The organism is Ruegeria sp. F12 (assembly GCF_056533885.1).
Map to the genome: position 1 here is coordinate 438,160 of NZ_JBQFOV010000001.1, position 17,115 is coordinate 455,274.

Consider the following 17,115-nt stretch of genomic DNA (forward strand, 5'->3'; position numbering starts at 1 on the left):
ATTGGTCAGGATTACCGGACTGTTTTTGACAAGGAAAACTGGCACCAGAACGACAGATTTTTTGAGTTCAGAGTTCATTATAATGACGAGTTTTGCGAAATCCGTGATCGCTCTTTCAGCCCTGATCGTTCTTTTCGGCTGGTTTATCAGCGCCGGGTCAACCCGTGACAAAGCAGATCAGGACATGGTGCCCGAAGCAAGCGCTCAGGTCTGATTCAATATCGAGGCAAGAGGTCAAGCGGGTTCGCGGCTGGCGAAATAAGCCTCAAGCTGCGGCCGCAGCCATGACCAAAGCTGCGGTGCGCCTCGGTTGATCGGAACGCCAACGCGGCTGTCGATCTGCGCAAGGCTCACGTTATAGTCCACCCATGATCCGCCACCGGTGGCGAGGTTGCCGATCGGTGTTTGGAACCGGTCAATGGCCTTTGCAAATTGTGCATCAGGCGTTTCGGCCGTTTCGAATTCGAGCCAAATCGCGTGAAACGCGTCGCGCTGGTCGGTGGGCAGAAGCCCAAACAGACGCTCCGCGGCAGCACGCTCTTCGGCTTCCTGCGCGGCTTTGTCTACTTGGCCGTGGATAGGGTGGTCGCCAGCATCGATTTCCACAATGTCATGCAACAACAACATCCTGAGCACGCGCGAGATCGAAACCTCAGAACCGCCATATTCCGCCAAAACCCACGCAAACAGCATGATATGCCAGGAATGTTCAGCCGAGTTTTCAAAGCGGTCGTTCGACAACAATCGCGAGGCCCGCAGAACCGCTTTCAACCGATCGGCTTCCACCAGAAAGGGCAGGCGGGCCGAAAATGTGGTCTCAACTGGGGTTTCATCGCGCAAGATCGCATGGGCGTGGGTGAATGCCGCTGGCAGCGCCGTCTCAAGATAGGCCGCGCGCCTTGCGTTCAGGTTATCTCTGGCAATCTCGATGTGGTCGGGGTTGGGGTTGGGCGCGCACAGGACCTGGAACAAAGGCTGGCACCGGTCCAGTCGCTTGGCGAATTGCGCGTCAGGCGTCGCGTCTGCTTCGAACTCTTGCCAGAGGGACAGAAATGCTTGCGCCTGATCCGACGGCAACAGGCCAAAAAGCTCAAGCGCCGCTGCGTGTTCGGCTTCCTCTACCGCGTCCCAGTCTGTTTGCAGGTGGATGGGATGATCGCCGACCACGATCTCGACCAGATCATGCAGCAACAACATCTGGATCACGCGGTCGATCTGCACCTGTGCCTTGGCCAGTGGGGACATGACCAGCGCCCATAAGGCCAGATGCCAGCTGTGCTCGGCGGCGTTTTCGGCCCTGGACTGATCCAGCAGCGTGTTGGCGCGGCTGACGGATTTCAGCTTGTCCGCCTGTTTCAGAAACGAGACCTGAGCGGACAGCCGTTCCGTCATTGCTTTTCGATCGCCTTCACCTGACTGCGATGTTCCGCCAGTCTTTGCACCACGAATTTGCGCGCTTTGCGTTCGGCCAACCGAACGCGGATTTCGGTCAGAAACGCCTCTTCCAATGTTTGGGAAGACGCGCCCAGCATTTCGCCAACTTCGACAAAGAACCGGTCGTCGCCGGTTTCATCCATCACTTTCATTGTGTCTTCGGCCAGCTTGGACGCCAGTGAAGTGATCGTGTCGGACATCAGCGCGTATTCTCGGTCAGGCGGCGTTTCACATAGTCGCTGACGTCGGTAATCAGCGTGTCCATGTGGCGGTCCTGGAAGAAGTGATCAGCACCCTCGACCTCATTATGGGTGATGGTGATGCCCTTTTGCTCGTGCAGTTTGTTGACCAGCGATGTGGTATCCGCCGGAGGGGCTACCCGGTCTGCCGATCCGTTGATGATCAGCCCCGAGGACGGGCAAGGGGCCAGGAACGAAAAGTCGTACATATTGGCAGGCGGCGAGACGCTGATAAAGCCGGTGATCTCGGGGCGTCGCATCAGCAACTGCATCCCGATCCATGCGCCAAAGGAAAACCCTGCGACCCAGCAATGTTTCGAGTTGTTGTTCATCGACTGCAAATAGTCCAGCGCCGAGGCTGCATCGCTTAGCTCGCCCACGCCCTGATCGTATTCGCCCTGGCTGCGACCCACGCCACGGAAGTTGAACCGCAGAACGGTGAACCCCATGTTATAGAACGCGTAGTGCAGGTTATAGACCACCTTGTTGTTCATGGTCCCGCCGAATTGAGGATGCGGGTGCAGCACGATGGCGATCGGTGCGTCTTTTTCCTTTTGCGGGTGGTAGCGGCCTTCCAAGCGGCCTTCTGGTCCGGGAAAAATCACCTCGGGCATGTGTGCGTCGGTCCTGTCTTTTTCTTCTGGGTGCCCAGAAATACTTGACGGTTATCGTCGGGCACCTTAGAACGGTTCTAATTTAGATGCTGGGCGCCGAAGCGCTGCCTGTCGGAGATACGCACTGGCAGCGGCGACGTCAATGATTTCGCGCGTAAACTGCGATGAGGGAATGCAAATGAAGCTGTCGACCAAGGGTCGTTATGCGATGGTGGCGCTGGCCGATATCGCCCTTCAGCCCTCGGGCGGGCTGGTGACGCTTGGCGAAATTTCGGCGCGTCAGGATATCTCACTGCCGTACCTTGAGCAGCTCTTCGTCAAACTGCGCCGGGCCGACTTGGTATCGTCGGTGCGTGGACCGGGTGGCGGCTATCGTCTGGCCCGCCCCGCATCCGAGATCCGCGTGGTTGAGATTCTGGCCGCAGTCGATGAAACCGTCGACGCGTTGCAAAAAGGCGCGGGTGCGACCGGGGCGCTGTCTGGCAGCCGGGCGCAATCTCTAACCAATCGACTGTGGGAAGGGCTGAGCGCCCATGTCTACGTTTTCCTGCATCAGACGCGCCTATCGGATGTGATTCAGAACGATCTTGCGCCTTGTCCGGCGGTGCCCAGCCTATTTGCCGTTGTGGACGAATAAGATGACAGGGAACAAACAAAATGTTCTGGTCGGCGAAAAGGTGAATCCGTGACACGTGTTTACCTGGACCATAACGCAACAACCCCACTGCGCCCCGAGGCACGCGAGGCGATGATTGCCGCGATGGAGATGTGCGGCAACCCGTCCTCGGTCCATGCCGAAGGTCGCGCGGCCAAGGCAGTGATTGAGCGTGCGCGGGCACAGATTGCGACTGCATTCGGGGCGGATGGTGCGGATATTGTATTCATATCAGGATCGACCGAAGGGGCAGCGCTGGCTTTGGAAGGTCGAGGTCTGCACGGGGCTGCCATTGAACATGATGCTGTTCGCGCGTGGACTACGGAAGACTTGCTAGTTTCACCGGAGGGGGCAGTTACAGTGGCCGATCCGGCGCAATCCACGCTGCAACTTGCCAATTCCGAGACAGGGATCGTGCAGGCGTTGCCAGCAGGTCTGGCGGTTACGGATGCGACTCAGGCGTTCGGGAAATTGCCGGTGGCGTTCAACTGGCTGGATGCGCAGATGGCATTGATCTCGGCCCATAAGCTTGGTGGTCCAAAAGGCGTTGGCGCGGTTGTGATGAAGCGCGGCACCGATCTGCCCGCCCGGATCAAGGGCGGCGGGCAAGAGATGGGACGGCGCTCGGGTACCGAAAATGTCATTGGAATCGCGGGGTTCGGGGCTGCTGCTGAAGCTGCGGCGCGTGATCTGGCCGATGGAGTTTGGGAGCAGGTCAAAGAATTTAGAAATATTCTAGAAAAGGCCCTTGAGGCCGGTTCTAAATCTACTATTTTTGTCGGGAAAGATCACGAACGCCTGCCGAACACCCTGTGTTTCGCCACCCCCGGTTGGAAGGGTGAGACGCAGGTCATGCAGATGGATTTGGCTGGATTTGCAATCAGCGCAGGTTCGGCCTGTTCCAGCGGCAAGGTGCGCGCAAGTGCGGTGCTGACCGCGATGGGATTTGACGAGGTAACAGCTGCCAGCGCAATTCGCGTCTCGCTGGGGCCTGCGACAACGGAAGAAGATGTGCTGCGTTTCGCGGAAACGTGGCTTGAAAAAGAGAAAAAGCATCGCGCGCGGGCCGCGTGATCAGACGGAGGGTGTCTTATGGCCGCTTTGGACCAGACCCAGGTAAAAGAGGGTGTCGATCAGGAAACCGTGGATGCGGTACGCGAGGTCGGAACCTATAAATACGGCTGGGAAACTGATATTGAGATGGAATACGCGCCCAAGGGCGTGAACCCTGATATCGTGCGCCTGATCTCGGAAAAGAACGAAGAACCCGAGTGGATGACCGAATGGCGTTTGGCCGCGTTCGAGCGCTGGACTCAGATGGATGAGCCGAACTGGGCGATGGTCAGCTATCCCAAGATCGATTTTCAGGACCAGTATTACTATGCCCGTCCCAAGTCGATGGAGGAAAAGCCCAAGTCCTTGGACGAGGTCGACCCCAAGCTGCTGGCGACTTACGAAAAGCTCGGCATCCCACTGAAAGAACAGATGATTCTGGCAGGTGTAGAAGGTGCCGAGGATGCCCCGGCTGAGGGTCGCAAGGTTGCTGTGGACGCGGTGTTTGACTCGGTTTCTGTTGGCACCACGTTTCAGAAAGAGCTGAAACAAGCCGGCGTTATTTTCTGCTCGATCTCTGAGGCGATCCGCGAGCATCCCGAACTGGTCAAGAAATATCTGGGTTCGGTGGTTCCGGTCTCGGACAACTTTTACGCCACGCTGAATTCGGCCGTGTTCTCGGATGGCTCGTTCGTCTACATCCCGCCGGGCGTGCGCTGCCCCATGGAGCTGAGCACCTATTTCCGCATCAACGCGGAGAACACAGGTCAATTTGAACGCACCTTGATCATTGCCGATAAGGGCTCGTATGTGTCCTATCTGGAAGGCTGCACCGCACCCCAGCGCGATACCGCACAGCTGCACGCGGCTGTGGTCGAGATCATCATCGAAGAAGATGCCGAGGTGAAATACTCGACCGTCCAGAACTGGTTCCCCGGTGATGAGAATGGCAAGGGCGGCATCTATAACTTTGTGACCAAACGCGCCGATTGCCGGGGCGACCGGTCCAAGGTGATGTGGACGCAGGTCGAGACCGGTTCCGCTGTAACATGGAAATACCCGTCCTGCATCCTGCGGGGCGAGGAAAGCCAAGGCGAGTTCTATTCGATTGCCATCGCCAACAACTATCAGCAGGCTGACACCGGCACCAAGATGGTCCATCTGGGCAAAAACACCAAGTCACGCATCGTGTCCAAGGGCATCAGCGCGGGTAAGGCGCAGAACACCTATCGTGGTCTGGTCTCGATGCATCCCAAGGCTAAGAACAGCCGCAACTATACCCAGTGTGACAGCTTGCTGATCGGCGACAAATGCGGGGCGCACACAGTGCCGTATATCGAGGTCAAGAACAACTCATCGCGCGTTGAGCATGAGGCGACCACATCCAAGGTGGATGACGATCAGCTGTTTTACTGCCGTCAGCGCGGCATGGACGAGGAAGAAGCCGTGGCGCTGGTGGTAAACGGGTTCTGCAAGGACGTGTTGCAGGCGTTGCCGATGGAGTTTGCCATGGAAGCGCAGCAACTGGTCGCCATCTCGTTGGAGGGGTCGGTGGGTTAACCACCTGCCTGTTTCAAAAAGGACGTCTCACATTGGCTGCGCACTCGAAATATGTGCTGAAAACCGCTGCGCCTGCCGGGTATTGCGCCCGGCGGACCGCTGGGGTTTTGCGCGGCGCTGGCGTGGGGCGGAGATAGGCGATGGAACAGTCTGTAGCGCATCCCGACAAGCAGCCGGTCAAGCTGTATTGGTGGGCCAGTCGTCCCAATTTTGGCGATGACCTGTCACGCGATGTCGTGTCTTTCGTGGCCGGCCGCGATGTGGTCTGGACCAAACCTGTGCGGGCGGATTTGTTTGCGATCGGGTCCATCATGTCATTGGCCCGCAAAGGGGCGCTGGGGCGTGGATCGTCACATAAGCCGATGATCTGGGGAAGTGGATGTCTTGAACCGCTTGCGGCCGATTTTGTCGAGACGTTGCAGCCGCCGAAAACCGTGCGCGGGCCGATCACGGCGTCCCTGCTGAACCTGCGGGGCGTAACCTACGGTGATCCCGGTATACTCGCGGCCAAGGTGCATGCCCGGAGCGAACCACAGCAGGATATCATCGGCATCGTTCCGCATCACACTGAGGTTGACGATCCTACAATTCAAAATCTGGTCGGCTCAGACCCGCGTTTTCGCCTTATCGACACGCGGCGTCCGGCCAAGGTCGTGTGCGATGAGATCGCGGCGTGCTGCGTGGTGTTTTCGTCCAGCTTACACGGGCTGATCGTGGCCGACAGCTACGGCGTGGCCAACCATTGGTTTGCCCACAAGGAAATACATACGAAGCCCGGTTTGAAATTCTACGATTATGCAACCGGAATAGAACGTGCTTTGCCCATGCCTCTTGGGGTGGACGACATTGCGCAAAAAGCGAAACAAGAGCCTCCGGCAACGCTGACATACCAGGATGGTATCGAACGCAGTCAGTCGAACCTGTTGGAGAGCTTTTCAACGAACAGTCAGGAAACGGAACTCCATCATGCTTGAAATCAAGAACCTGCACGTGAAACTTGAGGAAGAAGAGAAGCAAATCCTTAAAGGTGTCGATCTGACGGTCGAGGCCGGTAAGGTGCACGCGATCATGGGGCCGAATGGCTCGGGTAAGTCGACGCTCAGCTATGTGCTTTCGGGGCGCGACGGGTATGAAGTAACCGATGGGTCGGCGACTCTGGGCGGTGAAGATCTGCTGGAGATGGAACCGGAAGAGCGCGCCGCCGCTGGCGTCTTTCTGGCGTTCCAATACCCGGTCGAAATTCCGGGCGTGGGCAACATGACCTTCCTGCGTACCGCCGTGAATGCCCAGCGCAAGGCGCGCGGTGAGGATGAGCTGTCAGCGGCTGACTTCCTGAAAGAGGTCCGCACCAAGGCCAAGTCGCTGAAAATCGACGCAGACATGCTGAAACGCCCTGTCAATGTTGGCTTCTCAGGCGGTGAGAAAAAGCGCAACGAGATCCTGCAAATGGCGATGCTCGAGCCCAAGATGTGCATCTTGGACGAAACCGACTCGGGTCTGGATGTGGACGCGATGAAGCTGGTGGCAGAGGGTGTGAACGCGCTGCGCGACGAAGGACGTGGGTTCCTGGTGATCACGCACTATCAGCGTTTGTTGGATCACATCAAACCGGACGTTGTGCACATCATGGCGGACGGCAAGATCGTCAAAACCGGTGGCCCCGATCTGGCACTGGAAGTTGAAAACAACGGTTACGCCGACATTCTGGCCGAGGTGAACTGATGGCTCTGCCCGAAGTGAAACAAACCGCTACCGAGGCGCGGTTGGCCAATCTGGTCATGCCCGACGCCGGTTGCACCCGTGCCGCGCGCGAAGACGCGCTGGCCCGTGTGCTGGAAATGGGTCTGCCCGGTCGCCGGGATGAGTATTGGAAATACACCCGCCCGGATACGCTGGTCGCGCCCGAGGCCCCTCGGGCCGCACTGTTCGATCCGGACGAGGCCATGTTGTTCGCCGATCTGGACCGTTTGAAGATCGTTTTCGTCGATGGCGTTTTCAGCCCTGAGGAATCCGATGATCTGACTCTGGAAGGTGTCACCATCGACCGGATCGAGGACATTTGCTTTAAAGATATTCACTGGGCGAAAGAGCTGTACGGCGTGCTGGAAGCGCGGGGTCAATCGCCTGTGCAACGTCCTCTGGCGGCGCTGAACACGGCTTTTGCGGCGGATGGGATTGCGATTCATGTCTCAGGCAAGCCGTCCAAGCCGATCAGCTTTATTTATCGCCATGCCTCGGAAACCTCTGACGCGATGCTGCACCATATCATCCGCGTCGAAAGCGGTGCCGAGGTGACGATCCTTGAAAATGGCCCTGCCGCCTCGCGTTTCAACAAATGCATGGAGATCGACATTGCCGATGGTGGGGTGTTGCATCACGTGCGGGCGCAAGGCCGCGATCACGAACGTCGTGCCGCGACCCACATGTTCACGCGTCTGGGGCAGGAATCGGTCTACAAATCCTTCACCCTGACTGTGAATGGCGTGCTGACGCGCAACGAACAAGTGGTCGAGCTGACCGGAGACGATGCGGTGGCCCATGTTGCCGGTGCCTGCGTTGGTGACGGCGATTTCCATCACGACGATACCGTCTTCATCACGCATGACGCCGTGAATTGCGAAAGCCGTCAGGTGTTCAAGAAGGTGCTGCGCAACGGTGCCACCGGCGTGTTTCAGGGCAAGATCCTTGTCAAGGAGGGCGCGCAGAAGACGGATGGCTATCAGATCAGCCAATCGCTGTTGCTGGACGACGACAGCCAGTTCCTGGCCAAGCCCGAGCTTGAGATCTATGCTGATGACGTGGCGTGTTCGCACGGTTCGACCTCGGGCGCGATTGATGAAACGGCCCTGTTCTATCTGCGCTCGCGCGGGGTTCCGACCAAAGAGGCGACCAACATGCTGACGCTGGCGTTTCTGGCCGAGGCTGTGGACGAGATCGAAGATGACGCCCTGTCACAGGCCATTGTTGATCGCCTTGAAGGCTGGTTGTCGCGGCACAGCTGATGCCGGTGACGTCGGATATCGCCGCCACGTATCGAGGGCCAGGGCGCGTTGTGCGTCGGCTGCTCGATCTGGGCCAGCGCGAAGATCGCGCGCTGGTCTTTGTGATGGCGTTTTGCATTGTAGCTTTCGTTGCGCAATTGCCCGGCCTGTCTCGCCGTGCCCATCTGGAAGGGCTGGAGCTGAATATGCTCATGGGCGGGGCGTTGCTGGGCACGGTGATCATCCTGCCCCTGTTCTTCTATCTGCTGGCGTTCGTCTCACATGGCGCCGCGCGGTTGGTTGGAGGGAAGGGGACAGCTTACGGCGCGCGGGTTGCTTTGTTCTGGGCGCTGTTGTCCTCTACCCCGCTGGTGCTGTTGAACGGTCTGGTGGCAGGGTTCATCGGGCCAGGGCCGACACTGACTGCGGTCGGGCTGATCTGGTTCGTGGTCTTCCTGTGGTTCTGGCTGGCAGGGTTGCGACAAGCGCAGAGGATTACGCAATGAACGGAATATCTTTACCCGATCTTGCGATCATGACGCTAACAGACCCGGCTCAGGCGGCACGGCATCTTTTGGCCCTGCGTCCGGGGCGTGAAGTCCTTTGGCTTGCTTTTTTTCTGGCCGTGGTTTTGAACGGGCTTGTTCAGGTCGGGATTGATCAACTGGTCCCAGTGCCCGAAGGTGTGCCGGTTCCACCGCCCGATCCGGTAGTCATGAATCTGTTCCTGTCTGCGGGGACAATGCTGATGGGCATCGTGGCTTTTTTTCTGATAGGTCGGTTTTTAGGCGGCGTTGCGCAGTTCGAAGACATAATGATCCTGTCTGTCTGGCTGCAGTTTCTGCAAACGGCTGCCCTGACCATTACTTTGTTGGTGTCACTGGTGGTGCCGTTCCTGATGGCGCTGTTCCTTCTGGCAACGGTCATCGTAAGCCTTTACGTCACACTGCATTTCATCAATGAGGCGCATAAATTCGGCTCGATCTTGAAATCCTTTGGGGTCATTGTGCTGTCCGCTCTTGTGGCGATGCCATTGGTCCTTGCTCTGGCGCCCAGCGGGCCTGTCTAGGAAGAATACTATGTACGATGTACAGAAAATCCGCGCGGACTTTCCGATCCTTTCGCGTGAAGTGAACGGAAAACCGCTGACCTATCTGGATAATGGCGCTTCGGCCCAGAAGCCGCAGGTGGTGATCGACGCGGTGACCCGCGCCTACGCTGAAGAATACTCAAACGTACACCGTGGATTGCACTATCTGTCCAATTTGGCGACCGAAAAATACGAGTCCGTACGCGGCACGATTGCGAAGTTTCTGGGCGCTGCAGATGAGGATGAGATTGTCCTGAATTCTGGTACGACCGAAGGGATCAACCTCGTCGCCTATGGCTGGGCCATGCCGCGTCTACAGGCAGGGGATGAGATCGTGCTGAGCGTGATGGAGCATCACGCCAACATCGTCCCCTGGCATTTTCTGCGCGAACGGCAAGGTGTTGTCCTGAAATGGGTTGACGTGGATGCCGAAGGTGGGCTGGACCCACAGGCTGTCATTGACGCTGTTGGCCCCAAGACCAAACTGGTTGCCGTCACTCAATGTTCCAACGTTTTAGGCACCGTTGTGGACGTCAAAGCGATCACCGAAGGGGCCCATGCCAAAGGTGTTCCGGTTCTGGTCGATGGCAGCCAGGGTTCGGTACACATGCCGGTCAATGTTCAGGACATTGGTTGCGACTTTTACGCGATCACCGGGCACAAGCTCTATGGCCCATCCGGGTCTGGTGCGATCTACATCAAGTCCGAACGTATGGCTGAGATGCGTCCCTTTATCGGGGGCGGCGACATGATCAAAGAGGTCAGCAAGGATCAGGTGATCTACAATGATCCGCCGATGAAGTTCGAAGCCGGAACACCGGGTATTGTGCAAACTATCGGACTGGGCGTGGCGCTGGATTACATGATGGACTTGGGGATGGAGAACATTGCCGCCCACGAAGCTGGTCTGCGCGACTATGCGATGGAGCGGTTGACGGGCCTCAACTGGTTGCAGGTTCAGGGCACCCGTGCTGACAAGGCCGCCATTTTCAGCTTTACGCTGGACGGGGCAGGGCATGCGCATGATGTATCGACCATTCTGGACAAAAAAGGCGTTGCGGTGCGCGCAGGCCACCATTGCGCCGGTCCGTTGATGGATTTCTACGGGGTCACTGCCACCTGCCGGGCGAGCTTTGGGCTCTATAACACCAAGGATGAGGTCGACACACTGATCGACGCGCTGGAACTGGCGCATGATCTCTTTGCTTGAAACCTGTTTGTTCCGGGTGGATTTGCAGTTGCACCCGGATCGGAACAAGGTTAGCTAACGGCCAAGGCACCTGTAGCTCAGCTGGATAGAGCGCTGCCCTCCGAAGGCAGAGGCCAGAGGTTCGAATCCTCTCAGGTGCGCCATTTTCCTTTGAATTTTCCTGTTCGCGCTCTGGGTCGATTGAATCTGGACAGGGGACGCGCGCGCAAAAAAACCGCCGGGTCTTGGGGGCCGGCGGTCGAGAATACGGGTTGGTTTTGTATGTTGGTGCTTACCCGCCCCAACTACGGATATCGCCGCAATCCATGTGCACGAAATTCGAGCGATAGTATTTGCCCACCCCGCCCGCACGGCAGGATATGGCGGCCTTGGCCATCTGCGAGACTGACCGGGACGACAAGCGCAGGTCAGCGGCCTGACCCTTCATATGAAGTGAGTTCTTGGCCACGCGGCGCGATCGGGACCGAAGCATCGCGTTGGTCTGAGGTGAGCGGTAGCCAGACAGCAGCGTGTAGGGTTCGTCAACGTCCAGCAGATTATGTGAGGCAGCCATGATGTCGATGGTGCGCAGGTCCATGTCCTTGACTTGGTCCGTCCGCCAGTCACGCATGAAGTGGTTCACTTCTTTGACAGCGTCCTTGATGTATTTTCCATCGACCCAATATATCATATCGATACGCTCGCCGGTGCGCCCGGAATACATCCGGATACGGCGAATGTCGCCGCCGCCGCGGAGGAAACCTGCTGCGTTGGAATATGTTGGTGCTGCAACCACTGCCGTTGCCGCAAATGCGCCCAATAGGGCCCGCCGGGTCATACCCGAGGAACTGCTCGTCGTCATTTTATGTTCGTCCCGTACTGTTCCTGCCTGCACACGATGTTACGTGCGCGTTCTTAATTTTTTCCCATCCCAAGTACGGGTTTTATGGCACAGACGCAAAATCCAGCCAAGAAGTCTTTCATATTCATCTTTTCAAGGGGGAATTTTCGGCAGTTTTTTGCGCAGATGACACAAATCCGTATAATTTTCAGGCGCCAAGGGTGAGCGGGACTGTGGTCGATGCAAACGCGCATCAGGCGGGTAAAGAAGCATCGATGTGATGTATTTGTGAATGGACAAGCCCGTCGACCGGCCAGCATATTTGTTCGGCGTGGATACAGGCGCGCGTAGAGTGTTGAAGAATAAAGGTTATCCCATGCGAGCATTTTTTCGTGCATCCAGTGTTCTCGCTCTTGCTGCTTGCTTGGCGGCCACGACCGGCGTGGCCAACACTCCCGACAAACCGGCCACTGCCTTTCAGATGGCCGTGGCCGAATCTGCTCCGTCCGGGTCGGAGATTGCTGATTTTTACCGCGCGAACGGGTTTACACCGATTTGGGTGGGAGAGACGCCAGAACATGCGACGCGTCGTGCGAGCCTGATTCAGGCGTTGGCCACTGCCCATATGCACGGCCTGCCCGATGCCTATAACGTCGAGGCGCTGTTGACCAAGATGCAAGAGGCCCGTTCGGTCCGGGATCTGGGCGCTGTCGAAATGGCGCTGAGCCGGACCTTTATCGCATATGCAAATGACCTTTATTCCGGAGCGCTCCGGCCTGCGGATATCGATGAGGGGTTGGTGCGCAAGGTACAGCGCCGCTCGACCGTGGATCATATGCAAGGGGTCGTGTCCGAGAACGCGGCCTATTTTGATCAACTTGCGCCGCAGACCGCCCAGTATCGGGCATTGATGAAGCAGAAAGTAGCCTTGAAAGCTTTGATCGATCAGGGCGGATGGGGTGCGACTGTGCCTCAGGACAAGCTGGAACTTGGTGATACCGGTCCCAATGTGATCAAGCTGCGCAACCGGTTGGTTGCCATGGGTTATCTGAAACCCACCGCCAGCCCGCGCTTTGATGACGCGATGCTTGCCGCTGTGAAGGACTTCCAAACTGCGCACGGATTAGCCTCGGACGGGGTCGCGGGGCAGGGGACGATTACTGAACTGAACCGCTCAGCCTCAGACAGGCTGCGGGCGGTCTACGTGGCGCTGGAGCGGGAACGCTGGTTGCCGCGCGAGCGGGGCGAGCGGCATATTCTGGTCAATCAGGCGGATTTCTCGGCCAAGATCGTTGATGATGGCTTGGTGACGTTTGAAACGCGTGCGGTCATTGGAAAGAACGTTCACGATCGCCGCAGCCCGGAATTCTCGGATGAGATGGAGCATATGGTCATCAACCCTAGTTGGTATGTACCACGCTCGATCATCACAAAAGAATACCTGCCGCAGCTGCAATCGAACCCGAATGCGGTGAACCATATACATATCACTGATCGCAGTGGGCGGCAGATTGACCGGGGCGCAGTGGACTTTACCCAATTCACCGCGCGCAACTTCCCGTTTGCGATGCGTCAGCCGCCCAGCAAAAGCAATGCGTTGGGGTTGGTGAAGTTCATGTTCCCCAACCAGTACAATATCTATCTGCATGATACGCCCCAGAAATCTCTGTTCGCGCGCGAGTCGAGGGCGTTTTCGCATGGCTGTATCCGGCTGGCGCAACCCTTTGAGTTTGCCTACGCGTTGCTGGCCAAGCAGGAGGAAAACCCAAGGGCGTTTTTCCAGCGGGTTCTGGCAACCGGCAAGGAAACCACGGTGCCTCTGAAACAGCACGTCCCGGTGCATTTGATCTATCGCACGGCCTATATCGGCCCCAAAGGCGAGGTTCAGTATCGCCGTGACGTCTACAGCCGAGATCAGAAAATCTGGGACGCTTTGCAGAAAGCGGGGGTGGCCCTGCCGGACGTTCAGGGGTAATCACCGGATTAGGCCTTAATCCGGGGAACCCGACATGCACTATACCATTCAGCAGATTGCCGATGCCCTTGGCGCGGAATGTCAGGGCGATGTCAGCCTGATCATCGCGCGCGCAGCGGAACCGGCGGATGCAGGTCCTGATGATCTGGCGATGGCAATGTCCCCCAAATATGCCGAGGCTTTGGGCAACGGCGCGGCCCGCGCGGCCGTGTTGTGGGAAGGTGCGGATTGGCAGGCCATGGGGTTGCAGGCCGCCATCTTTGTTCCGCGTCCACGGATGGCAATGGCGGGGATCACCGCGATGCTGGACCGGGGGCAGGGGATTGCGCCCGGCATTGACCCGTCAGCCGTTGTCGACCCAACGGCAGAGATCGGCGAAGACGTCTCGATCGGCCCATTGGCGGTGATCGGCGCTCGGGCCAAAATCGGCGCGGGTTCGGTTATCGGGGCGCATTGTGTGGTCGGGATGGATGCAGTTCTGGGTCAGAACGCCATGCTGCGCGAAATGGTCAGCATCGGTGCCCGCGCACAGATCGGAGACCGCTTTACCGCGCAACCCGGCGCGCGTATCGGCGGCGACGGGTTCAGCTTTGTCACGCCCGAGGTGTCGGACGTTGAAAACGTGCGCAAGACCATGGGCGACAAGGGCGACGCACGGGCCCAAAGCTGGTTGCGCATTCACTCACTTGGCGCGGTCGAGATCGGTGATGATGTCGAAGTTGGCGCCAACTGCACTGTCGACAATGGTACGATCCGCAATACCCGGATCGGCGATGGCTCGAAACTGGATAACCTTGTGCATGTAGGCCACAATACCCGCGTAGGGCGCGATTGCTTGCTGTGCGGGCAAACCGGTGTGTCAGGCTCGGTCGAGATTGGAAACAACGTTGTTTTGGGCGGTCAGACCGGTGTGGTCGACAATATTTTTATTGGCGATGGCGTGATCTCAGGCGGTGGCACAAAGATCCTGTCCAACGTACCAGCGGGCCGTGTCATCATGGGTTATCCGGGAATAAAAATGGAATCTCATACGGACATTTACAAAGCGCAACGCCGCCTGCCGCGCATGGCCCGTGACGTAGAGGCGTTGAAAAAGGCTGTTTTCAAACAGTCGCCGAGTGATTAAATCACCCTCAACGGGATAATCAGAGGATCGACATGAGCATCACCGATCGCGTCATCGCCATCATCGCCGAACAGGCCGTGCTGGACCCTTCGGATGTGACGCCCGAAAGTACGCTCGAAGATCTGGGGATCGACAGCCTTGGGCTGGTCGAAAGCATCTTCGCCATCGAGGAAGAGTTCGACATCTCAGTCCCGTTCAATGCCAACGAGCCGACAGCCAGCGATTTTGACATCTCGAATGTCGCTGCGATCATCGCCGGTATCGAAAAGCTCGTGTCGGAAAAGGTCTGACGCAGGATCATGAAACGCGTTGTTATTACCGGTGCGGGCACGATCAACTCGTTGGGCCACTCCGTTCCGGCGACGCTTGAGGCGATGCGCGAGGGGCGCTGCGGTATTTCCGAACTTGAGTTCCGCGATGTCGAGCGCCTTGCCATCAAGATTGGCGGTCAGGTGCGCGGGTTCGAGGCCGAGGGCCGGTTCAACCGCCAACAGATGACCCTGTATGATCGGTTTACGCAATTCACCCTGACGGCGGCAAAAGAAGCAATCGAACAGTCTGGGATCGAATTTCATGGCGATCTAGCGGCGCGCTCAGGCGTTGTTTTGGGAACAGCCGGTGGCGGCGTGTCGACCTGGGATGACAATTACCGCTCAGTCTATGAGGACGGTAAGAACCGGGTTCACCCCTTTGTCGTGCCCAAGCTGATGAACAACGCGGCGGCCAGCCACGTATCTATGGAACATAACCTCAAAGGGCCCAGCTTTACGGTCTCGACCGCCTGTGCCTCGTCAAATCACGCGATGGCTCTGGCGTTCCAGATGGTGCGCAGCGGCGCGGCCCCGGCGATGCTGACGGGTGGAGCGGAATCCATGCTGTGCTTTGGCGGCGTCAAGGCGTGGGAAGGGCTGCGGGTCATGTCCAAAGACGCCTGCCGTCCGTTCAGCGCAAACCGCAACGGTATGGTTCAGGGCGAAGGCGCAGGTGTCTTTGTTTTTGAGGAGTACGAACACGCCCGCGCGCGTGGGGCCGAGATCCTGTGTGAAGTGGTGGGGTTTGCCATGACTTCGGACGCCGCAGATATCGTGATGCCCAGCAAACAAGGCGCGGCTCGGGCAATTTCGGGCGCTTTGGCGGATGGTGGGATCAATGCCGATCAGGTGGGCTATATCAACGCGCACGGAACCGGCACGGCGGCCAATGACAAGACCGAATGCGCGGCTGTGGCGGATGTCTTTGGTCCGCATGCGGATGATCTGATGATCTCGTCCACCAAATCCATGCATGGACACCTGATCGGCGGCACCGGTGCGGTAGAACTGTTGGCCTGCATTATGGCCCTGCGTGACGGCGTGATTGCGCCTACGATCGGCTATGAGGAACCTGACCCGGAATGCGCTTTGGATGTGGTTCCGAACGAAGCCCGCAAAGCCAAGGTAGAAGTTGCGCTGAGCAATGCGTTCGCCTTTGGTGGCCTGAATGCTGTTCTTGCTCTAAGGCAAGTCTAAAAGGAACGCGCTGTCTTCTGACAGCGCGCTCCGGCGGTTCGGTTAGTTTTGCGCAGGCTCAAGCGTATCAAAACCAGCGGTGAATCCGGCCAGCGAGACTTCCATTTCCAACAACTGAGTCGGTGCCAACAAAGACACCAACGACAGCGTTGCCGTTGTCCCTGCTTTCATTGCGTCAATGTCACCTTGAGTGAACCCAAGCTGTGCGAGGCATCCGACCGGGTTGCAATGGTGATAGTTGTACCGCTTGCCAGGTGCGCCGTCGATGGACAGAGCAAGCTGTGCCTGCAACAGGATTTCAAGCGGAACTACGACCGTTGCTCGGGCGGCAGCAGGAGAGCCCTCGGGCAGATTCTGAATAGTGATGTCGGCAATGGGCTGCCCCTGGTCACCGGCCAGAATTTGGCGGAGGAAACAGGGATCTTCACCTGCTTCAGTCTTCACACACGAGATCATCCAATCACCGTGCTCTTCTTTGATGTAGCGGCTACCTACGCGTGGTCCTTCCTCGCCAAGATCCAAATCCGCACCAGCCTGAGTCTGCGGAGCAGTTGTAGTGTCGGCTTGATTTTCCTGCGCCGCGACCGCCCCGGCCCAAAGCATGGCGGCAACAACATTGAGAGTGAGAAGTTTCTTGATCATGAACGCCTCGGTTCTGTGGATACGCTTTTTGCACGGTCTAACACTGTTCCGGCAGGGTGTCAGGCACTATGCCAAGAAAATGCGTTGATGTGATCGGATTTTTGCCTGTCCACAGATGAAAACTATCGTTGGAGCAACAAAAAAAGGGAGCCGGTGGAGCGGCTCCCTTTTCTATAATTTTCTCCCCGTCGGACTGGCCGACTTAGTT

Annotated in this window: 19 protein-coding genes and 1 tRNA gene; 15 read left to right on the forward strand and 5 right to left on the reverse strand. The window is 57.7% G+C overall.

All coding sequences use genetic code 11. From position 1 onward, the window contains the following. Positions 1 to 82: 82 nt before the first annotated feature. The gene (locus ACR0CA_RS02180; RefSeq protein ID WP_480897314.1) at positions 83 to 214 is read left to right on the forward strand and encodes a hypothetical protein; all 132 of its coding nucleotides are present in this window, start codon (positions 83 to 85) and stop codon (positions 212 to 214) included. A gap of 20 nt (positions 215 to 234) precedes the next feature. Here the strand turns inward: ACR0CA_RS02180 and ACR0CA_RS02185 are convergent, their stop codons facing one another. Genes ACR0CA_RS02185 through ACR0CA_RS02195 form a run of 3 tightly spaced genes read right to left on the reverse strand, consistent with a single transcriptional unit; the run spans position 235 to position 2,287 of the window. Continuing rightward, positions 235 to 1,392 carry an HD domain-containing protein gene (locus ACR0CA_RS02185; protein WP_480897315.1) on the reverse strand — a complete coding sequence of 386 codons (1,158 nt, stop codon included), beginning with the start codon at positions 1,390 to 1,392 and terminating at the stop codon, positions 235 to 237. Continuing rightward, a complete protein-coding gene (locus ACR0CA_RS02190) occupies positions 1,389 to 1,634 on the reverse strand; it encodes a hypothetical protein (RefSeq protein WP_170769790.1) in 246 nt (81 codons plus the stop codon). Before ACR0CA_RS02190 ends, ACR0CA_RS02185 begins: the two co-directional genes overlap by 4 nt. Further along, entirely contained in the window at positions 1,634 to 2,287 is a 654-nt protein-coding gene (locus ACR0CA_RS02195) for an alpha/beta hydrolase (RefSeq protein WP_170324952.1), read from the reverse strand. Before ACR0CA_RS02195 ends, ACR0CA_RS02190 begins: the two co-directional genes overlap by 1 nt. A gap of 178 nt (positions 2,288 to 2,465) precedes the next feature. Between ACR0CA_RS02195 and iscR the strand changes: the two genes are divergently transcribed. From iscR to ACR0CA_RS02245, 10 genes are all read left to right on the forward strand, one after another. Further along, positions 2,466 to 2,924: a Fe-S cluster assembly transcriptional regulator IscR gene (gene iscR / locus ACR0CA_RS02200; protein ID WP_170782415.1), complete on the forward strand. Its 459-nt coding sequence runs from the start codon at positions 2,466 to 2,468 to the stop codon at positions 2,922 to 2,924. Positions 2,925 to 2,972: 48 nt separating this feature from the next. After that, a complete protein-coding gene (locus ACR0CA_RS02205) occupies positions 2,973 to 4,016 on the forward strand; it encodes a cysteine desulfurase family protein (RefSeq protein WP_480897316.1) in 1,044 nt (347 codons plus the stop codon). A gap of 18 nt (positions 4,017 to 4,034) precedes the next feature. Then, positions 4,035 to 5,555 (forward strand): Fe-S cluster assembly protein SufB, encoded by a 1,521-nt coding sequence (gene sufB / locus ACR0CA_RS02210; protein WP_480897317.1) that lies wholly within the window; start codon positions 4,035 to 4,037, stop codon positions 5,553 to 5,555. A 140-nt stretch (positions 5,556 to 5,695) separates the two neighbouring features. Then, positions 5,696 to 6,529 carry a glycosyltransferase family protein gene (locus ACR0CA_RS02215; RefSeq protein WP_480897318.1) on the forward strand — a complete coding sequence of 278 codons (834 nt, stop codon included), beginning with the start codon at positions 5,696 to 5,698 and terminating at the stop codon, positions 6,527 to 6,529. Then, positions 6,522 to 7,277: a Fe-S cluster assembly ATPase SufC gene (gene sufC / locus ACR0CA_RS02220; RefSeq protein ID WP_170769785.1), complete on the forward strand. Its 756-nt coding sequence runs from the start codon at positions 6,522 to 6,524 to the stop codon at positions 7,275 to 7,277. Before ACR0CA_RS02215 ends, sufC begins: the two co-directional genes overlap by 8 nt. Then, the gene (locus tag ACR0CA_RS02225; protein WP_480504293.1) at positions 7,277 to 8,557 is read left to right on the forward strand and encodes a SufB/SufD family protein; all 1,281 of its coding nucleotides are present in this window, start codon (positions 7,277 to 7,279) and stop codon (positions 8,555 to 8,557) included. The genes sufC and ACR0CA_RS02225 overlap by 1 nt, the downstream gene beginning before the upstream one ends. Beyond that, positions 8,557 to 9,042 carry a YIP1 family protein gene (locus ACR0CA_RS02230; RefSeq protein WP_170769783.1) on the forward strand — a complete coding sequence of 162 codons (486 nt, stop codon included), beginning with the start codon at positions 8,557 to 8,559 and terminating at the stop codon, positions 9,040 to 9,042. Before ACR0CA_RS02225 ends, ACR0CA_RS02230 begins: the two co-directional genes overlap by 1 nt. Continuing rightward, a complete protein-coding gene (locus ACR0CA_RS02235) occupies positions 9,039 to 9,605 on the forward strand; it encodes a YIP1 family protein (protein WP_480897319.1) in 567 nt (188 codons plus the stop codon). Before ACR0CA_RS02230 ends, ACR0CA_RS02235 begins: the two co-directional genes overlap by 4 nt. A gap of 10 nt (positions 9,606 to 9,615) precedes the next feature. Next, a complete protein-coding gene (locus ACR0CA_RS02240) occupies positions 9,616 to 10,836 on the forward strand; it encodes a cysteine desulfurase (protein ID WP_480897320.1) in 1,221 nt (406 codons plus the stop codon). Between the two features lie 66 nt (positions 10,837 to 10,902). After that, positions 10,903 to 10,979 (forward strand) — tRNA-Arg (locus ACR0CA_RS02245). 128 nt (positions 10,980 to 11,107) lie between these two features. Here ACR0CA_RS02245 and mepK read toward each other — a convergent pair. Continuing rightward, complete coding sequence (mepK, locus tag ACR0CA_RS02250) at positions 11,108 to 11,677, reverse strand: peptidoglycan L,D-endopeptidase MepK (RefSeq protein WP_170786808.1); 570 nt, start codon at positions 11,675 to 11,677, stop codon at positions 11,108 to 11,110. Positions 11,678 to 12,032: 355 nt separating this feature from the next. Between mepK and ACR0CA_RS02255 the strand changes: the two genes are divergently transcribed. The 4 genes from ACR0CA_RS02255 to ACR0CA_RS02270 are packed head-to-tail and all read left to right on the forward strand — an operon-like array spanning position 12,033 to position 16,265. Further along, positions 12,033 to 13,631, forward strand: a complete 1,599-nt coding sequence (locus ACR0CA_RS02255) for a L,D-transpeptidase family protein (RefSeq protein WP_480897321.1) — start codon at positions 12,033 to 12,035, stop codon at positions 13,629 to 13,631. Positions 13,632 to 13,665: 34 nt separating this feature from the next. Further along, positions 13,666 to 14,757 carry a UDP-3-O-(3-hydroxymyristoyl)glucosamine N-acyltransferase gene (gene lpxD, locus ACR0CA_RS02260; RefSeq protein ID WP_480897322.1) on the forward strand — a complete coding sequence of 364 codons (1,092 nt, stop codon included), beginning with the start codon at positions 13,666 to 13,668 and terminating at the stop codon, positions 14,755 to 14,757. A 32-nt stretch (positions 14,758 to 14,789) separates the two neighbouring features. Next, positions 14,790 to 15,047 carry an acyl carrier protein gene (locus ACR0CA_RS02265; RefSeq protein ID WP_170786803.1) on the forward strand — a complete coding sequence of 86 codons (258 nt, stop codon included), beginning with the start codon at positions 14,790 to 14,792 and terminating at the stop codon, positions 15,045 to 15,047. 9 nt (positions 15,048 to 15,056) lie between these two features. After that, positions 15,057 to 16,265, forward strand: coding sequence for a beta-ketoacyl-[acyl-carrier-protein] synthase family protein (locus ACR0CA_RS02270; protein ID WP_170769776.1), 1,209 nt, complete (start codon positions 15,057 to 15,059; stop codon positions 16,263 to 16,265). A gap of 42 nt (positions 16,266 to 16,307) precedes the next feature. Here ACR0CA_RS02270 and ACR0CA_RS02275 read toward each other — a convergent pair whose 3' ends face one another. Next, positions 16,308 to 16,907, reverse strand: coding sequence for an invasion associated locus B family protein (locus ACR0CA_RS02275; RefSeq protein ID WP_170769775.1), 600 nt, complete (start codon positions 16,905 to 16,907; stop codon positions 16,308 to 16,310). Positions 16,908 to 17,115: the final 208 nt, after the last annotated feature.

Coding starts and splice junctions, on each gene's coding strand:
- ACR0CA_RS02180 (WP_480897314.1), top strand. CDS start 83: ATGACGAGTTTTGCGAAATCCGTGATCGCTCTTTCAGCCCTGATCGTT.
- ACR0CA_RS02185 (WP_480897315.1), bottom strand. CDS start 1,392: ATGACGGAACGGCTGTCCGCTCAGGTCTCGTTTCTGAAACAGGCGGAC.
- ACR0CA_RS02190 (WP_170769790.1), bottom strand. CDS start 1,634: ATGTCCGACACGATCACTTCACTGGCGTCCAAGCTGGCCGAAGACACA.
- ACR0CA_RS02195 (WP_170324952.1), bottom strand. CDS start 2,287: ATGCCCGAGGTGATTTTTCCCGGACCAGAAGGCCGCTTGGAAGGCCGC.
- iscR (WP_170782415.1), top strand. CDS start 2,466: ATGAAGCTGTCGACCAAGGGTCGTTATGCGATGGTGGCGCTGGCCGAT.
- sufB (WP_480897317.1), top strand. CDS start 4,035: ATGGCCGCTTTGGACCAGACCCAGGTAAAAGAGGGTGTCGATCAGGAA.
- ACR0CA_RS02215 (WP_480897318.1), top strand. CDS start 5,696: ATGGAACAGTCTGTAGCGCATCCCGACAAGCAGCCGGTCAAGCTGTAT.
- sufC (WP_170769785.1), top strand. CDS start 6,522: ATGCTTGAAATCAAGAACCTGCACGTGAAACTTGAGGAAGAAGAGAAG.
- ACR0CA_RS02225 (WP_480504293.1), top strand. CDS start 7,277: ATGGCTCTGCCCGAAGTGAAACAAACCGCTACCGAGGCGCGGTTGGCC.
- ACR0CA_RS02230 (WP_170769783.1), top strand. CDS start 8,557: ATGCCGGTGACGTCGGATATCGCCGCCACGTATCGAGGGCCAGGGCGC.
- ACR0CA_RS02235 (WP_480897319.1), top strand. CDS start 9,039: ATGAACGGAATATCTTTACCCGATCTTGCGATCATGACGCTAACAGAC.
- ACR0CA_RS02240 (WP_480897320.1), top strand. CDS start 9,616: ATGTACGATGTACAGAAAATCCGCGCGGACTTTCCGATCCTTTCGCGT.
- mepK (WP_170786808.1), bottom strand. CDS start 11,677: ATGACGACGAGCAGTTCCTCGGGTATGACCCGGCGGGCCCTATTGGGC.
- ACR0CA_RS02255 (WP_480897321.1), top strand. CDS start 12,033: ATGCGAGCATTTTTTCGTGCATCCAGTGTTCTCGCTCTTGCTGCTTGC.
- lpxD (WP_480897322.1), top strand. CDS start 13,666: ATGCACTATACCATTCAGCAGATTGCCGATGCCCTTGGCGCGGAATGT.
- ACR0CA_RS02265 (WP_170786803.1), top strand. CDS start 14,790: ATGAGCATCACCGATCGCGTCATCGCCATCATCGCCGAACAGGCCGTG.
- ACR0CA_RS02270 (WP_170769776.1), top strand. CDS start 15,057: ATGAAACGCGTTGTTATTACCGGTGCGGGCACGATCAACTCGTTGGGC.
- ACR0CA_RS02275 (WP_170769775.1), bottom strand. CDS start 16,907: ATGATCAAGAAACTTCTCACTCTCAATGTTGTTGCCGCCATGCTTTGG.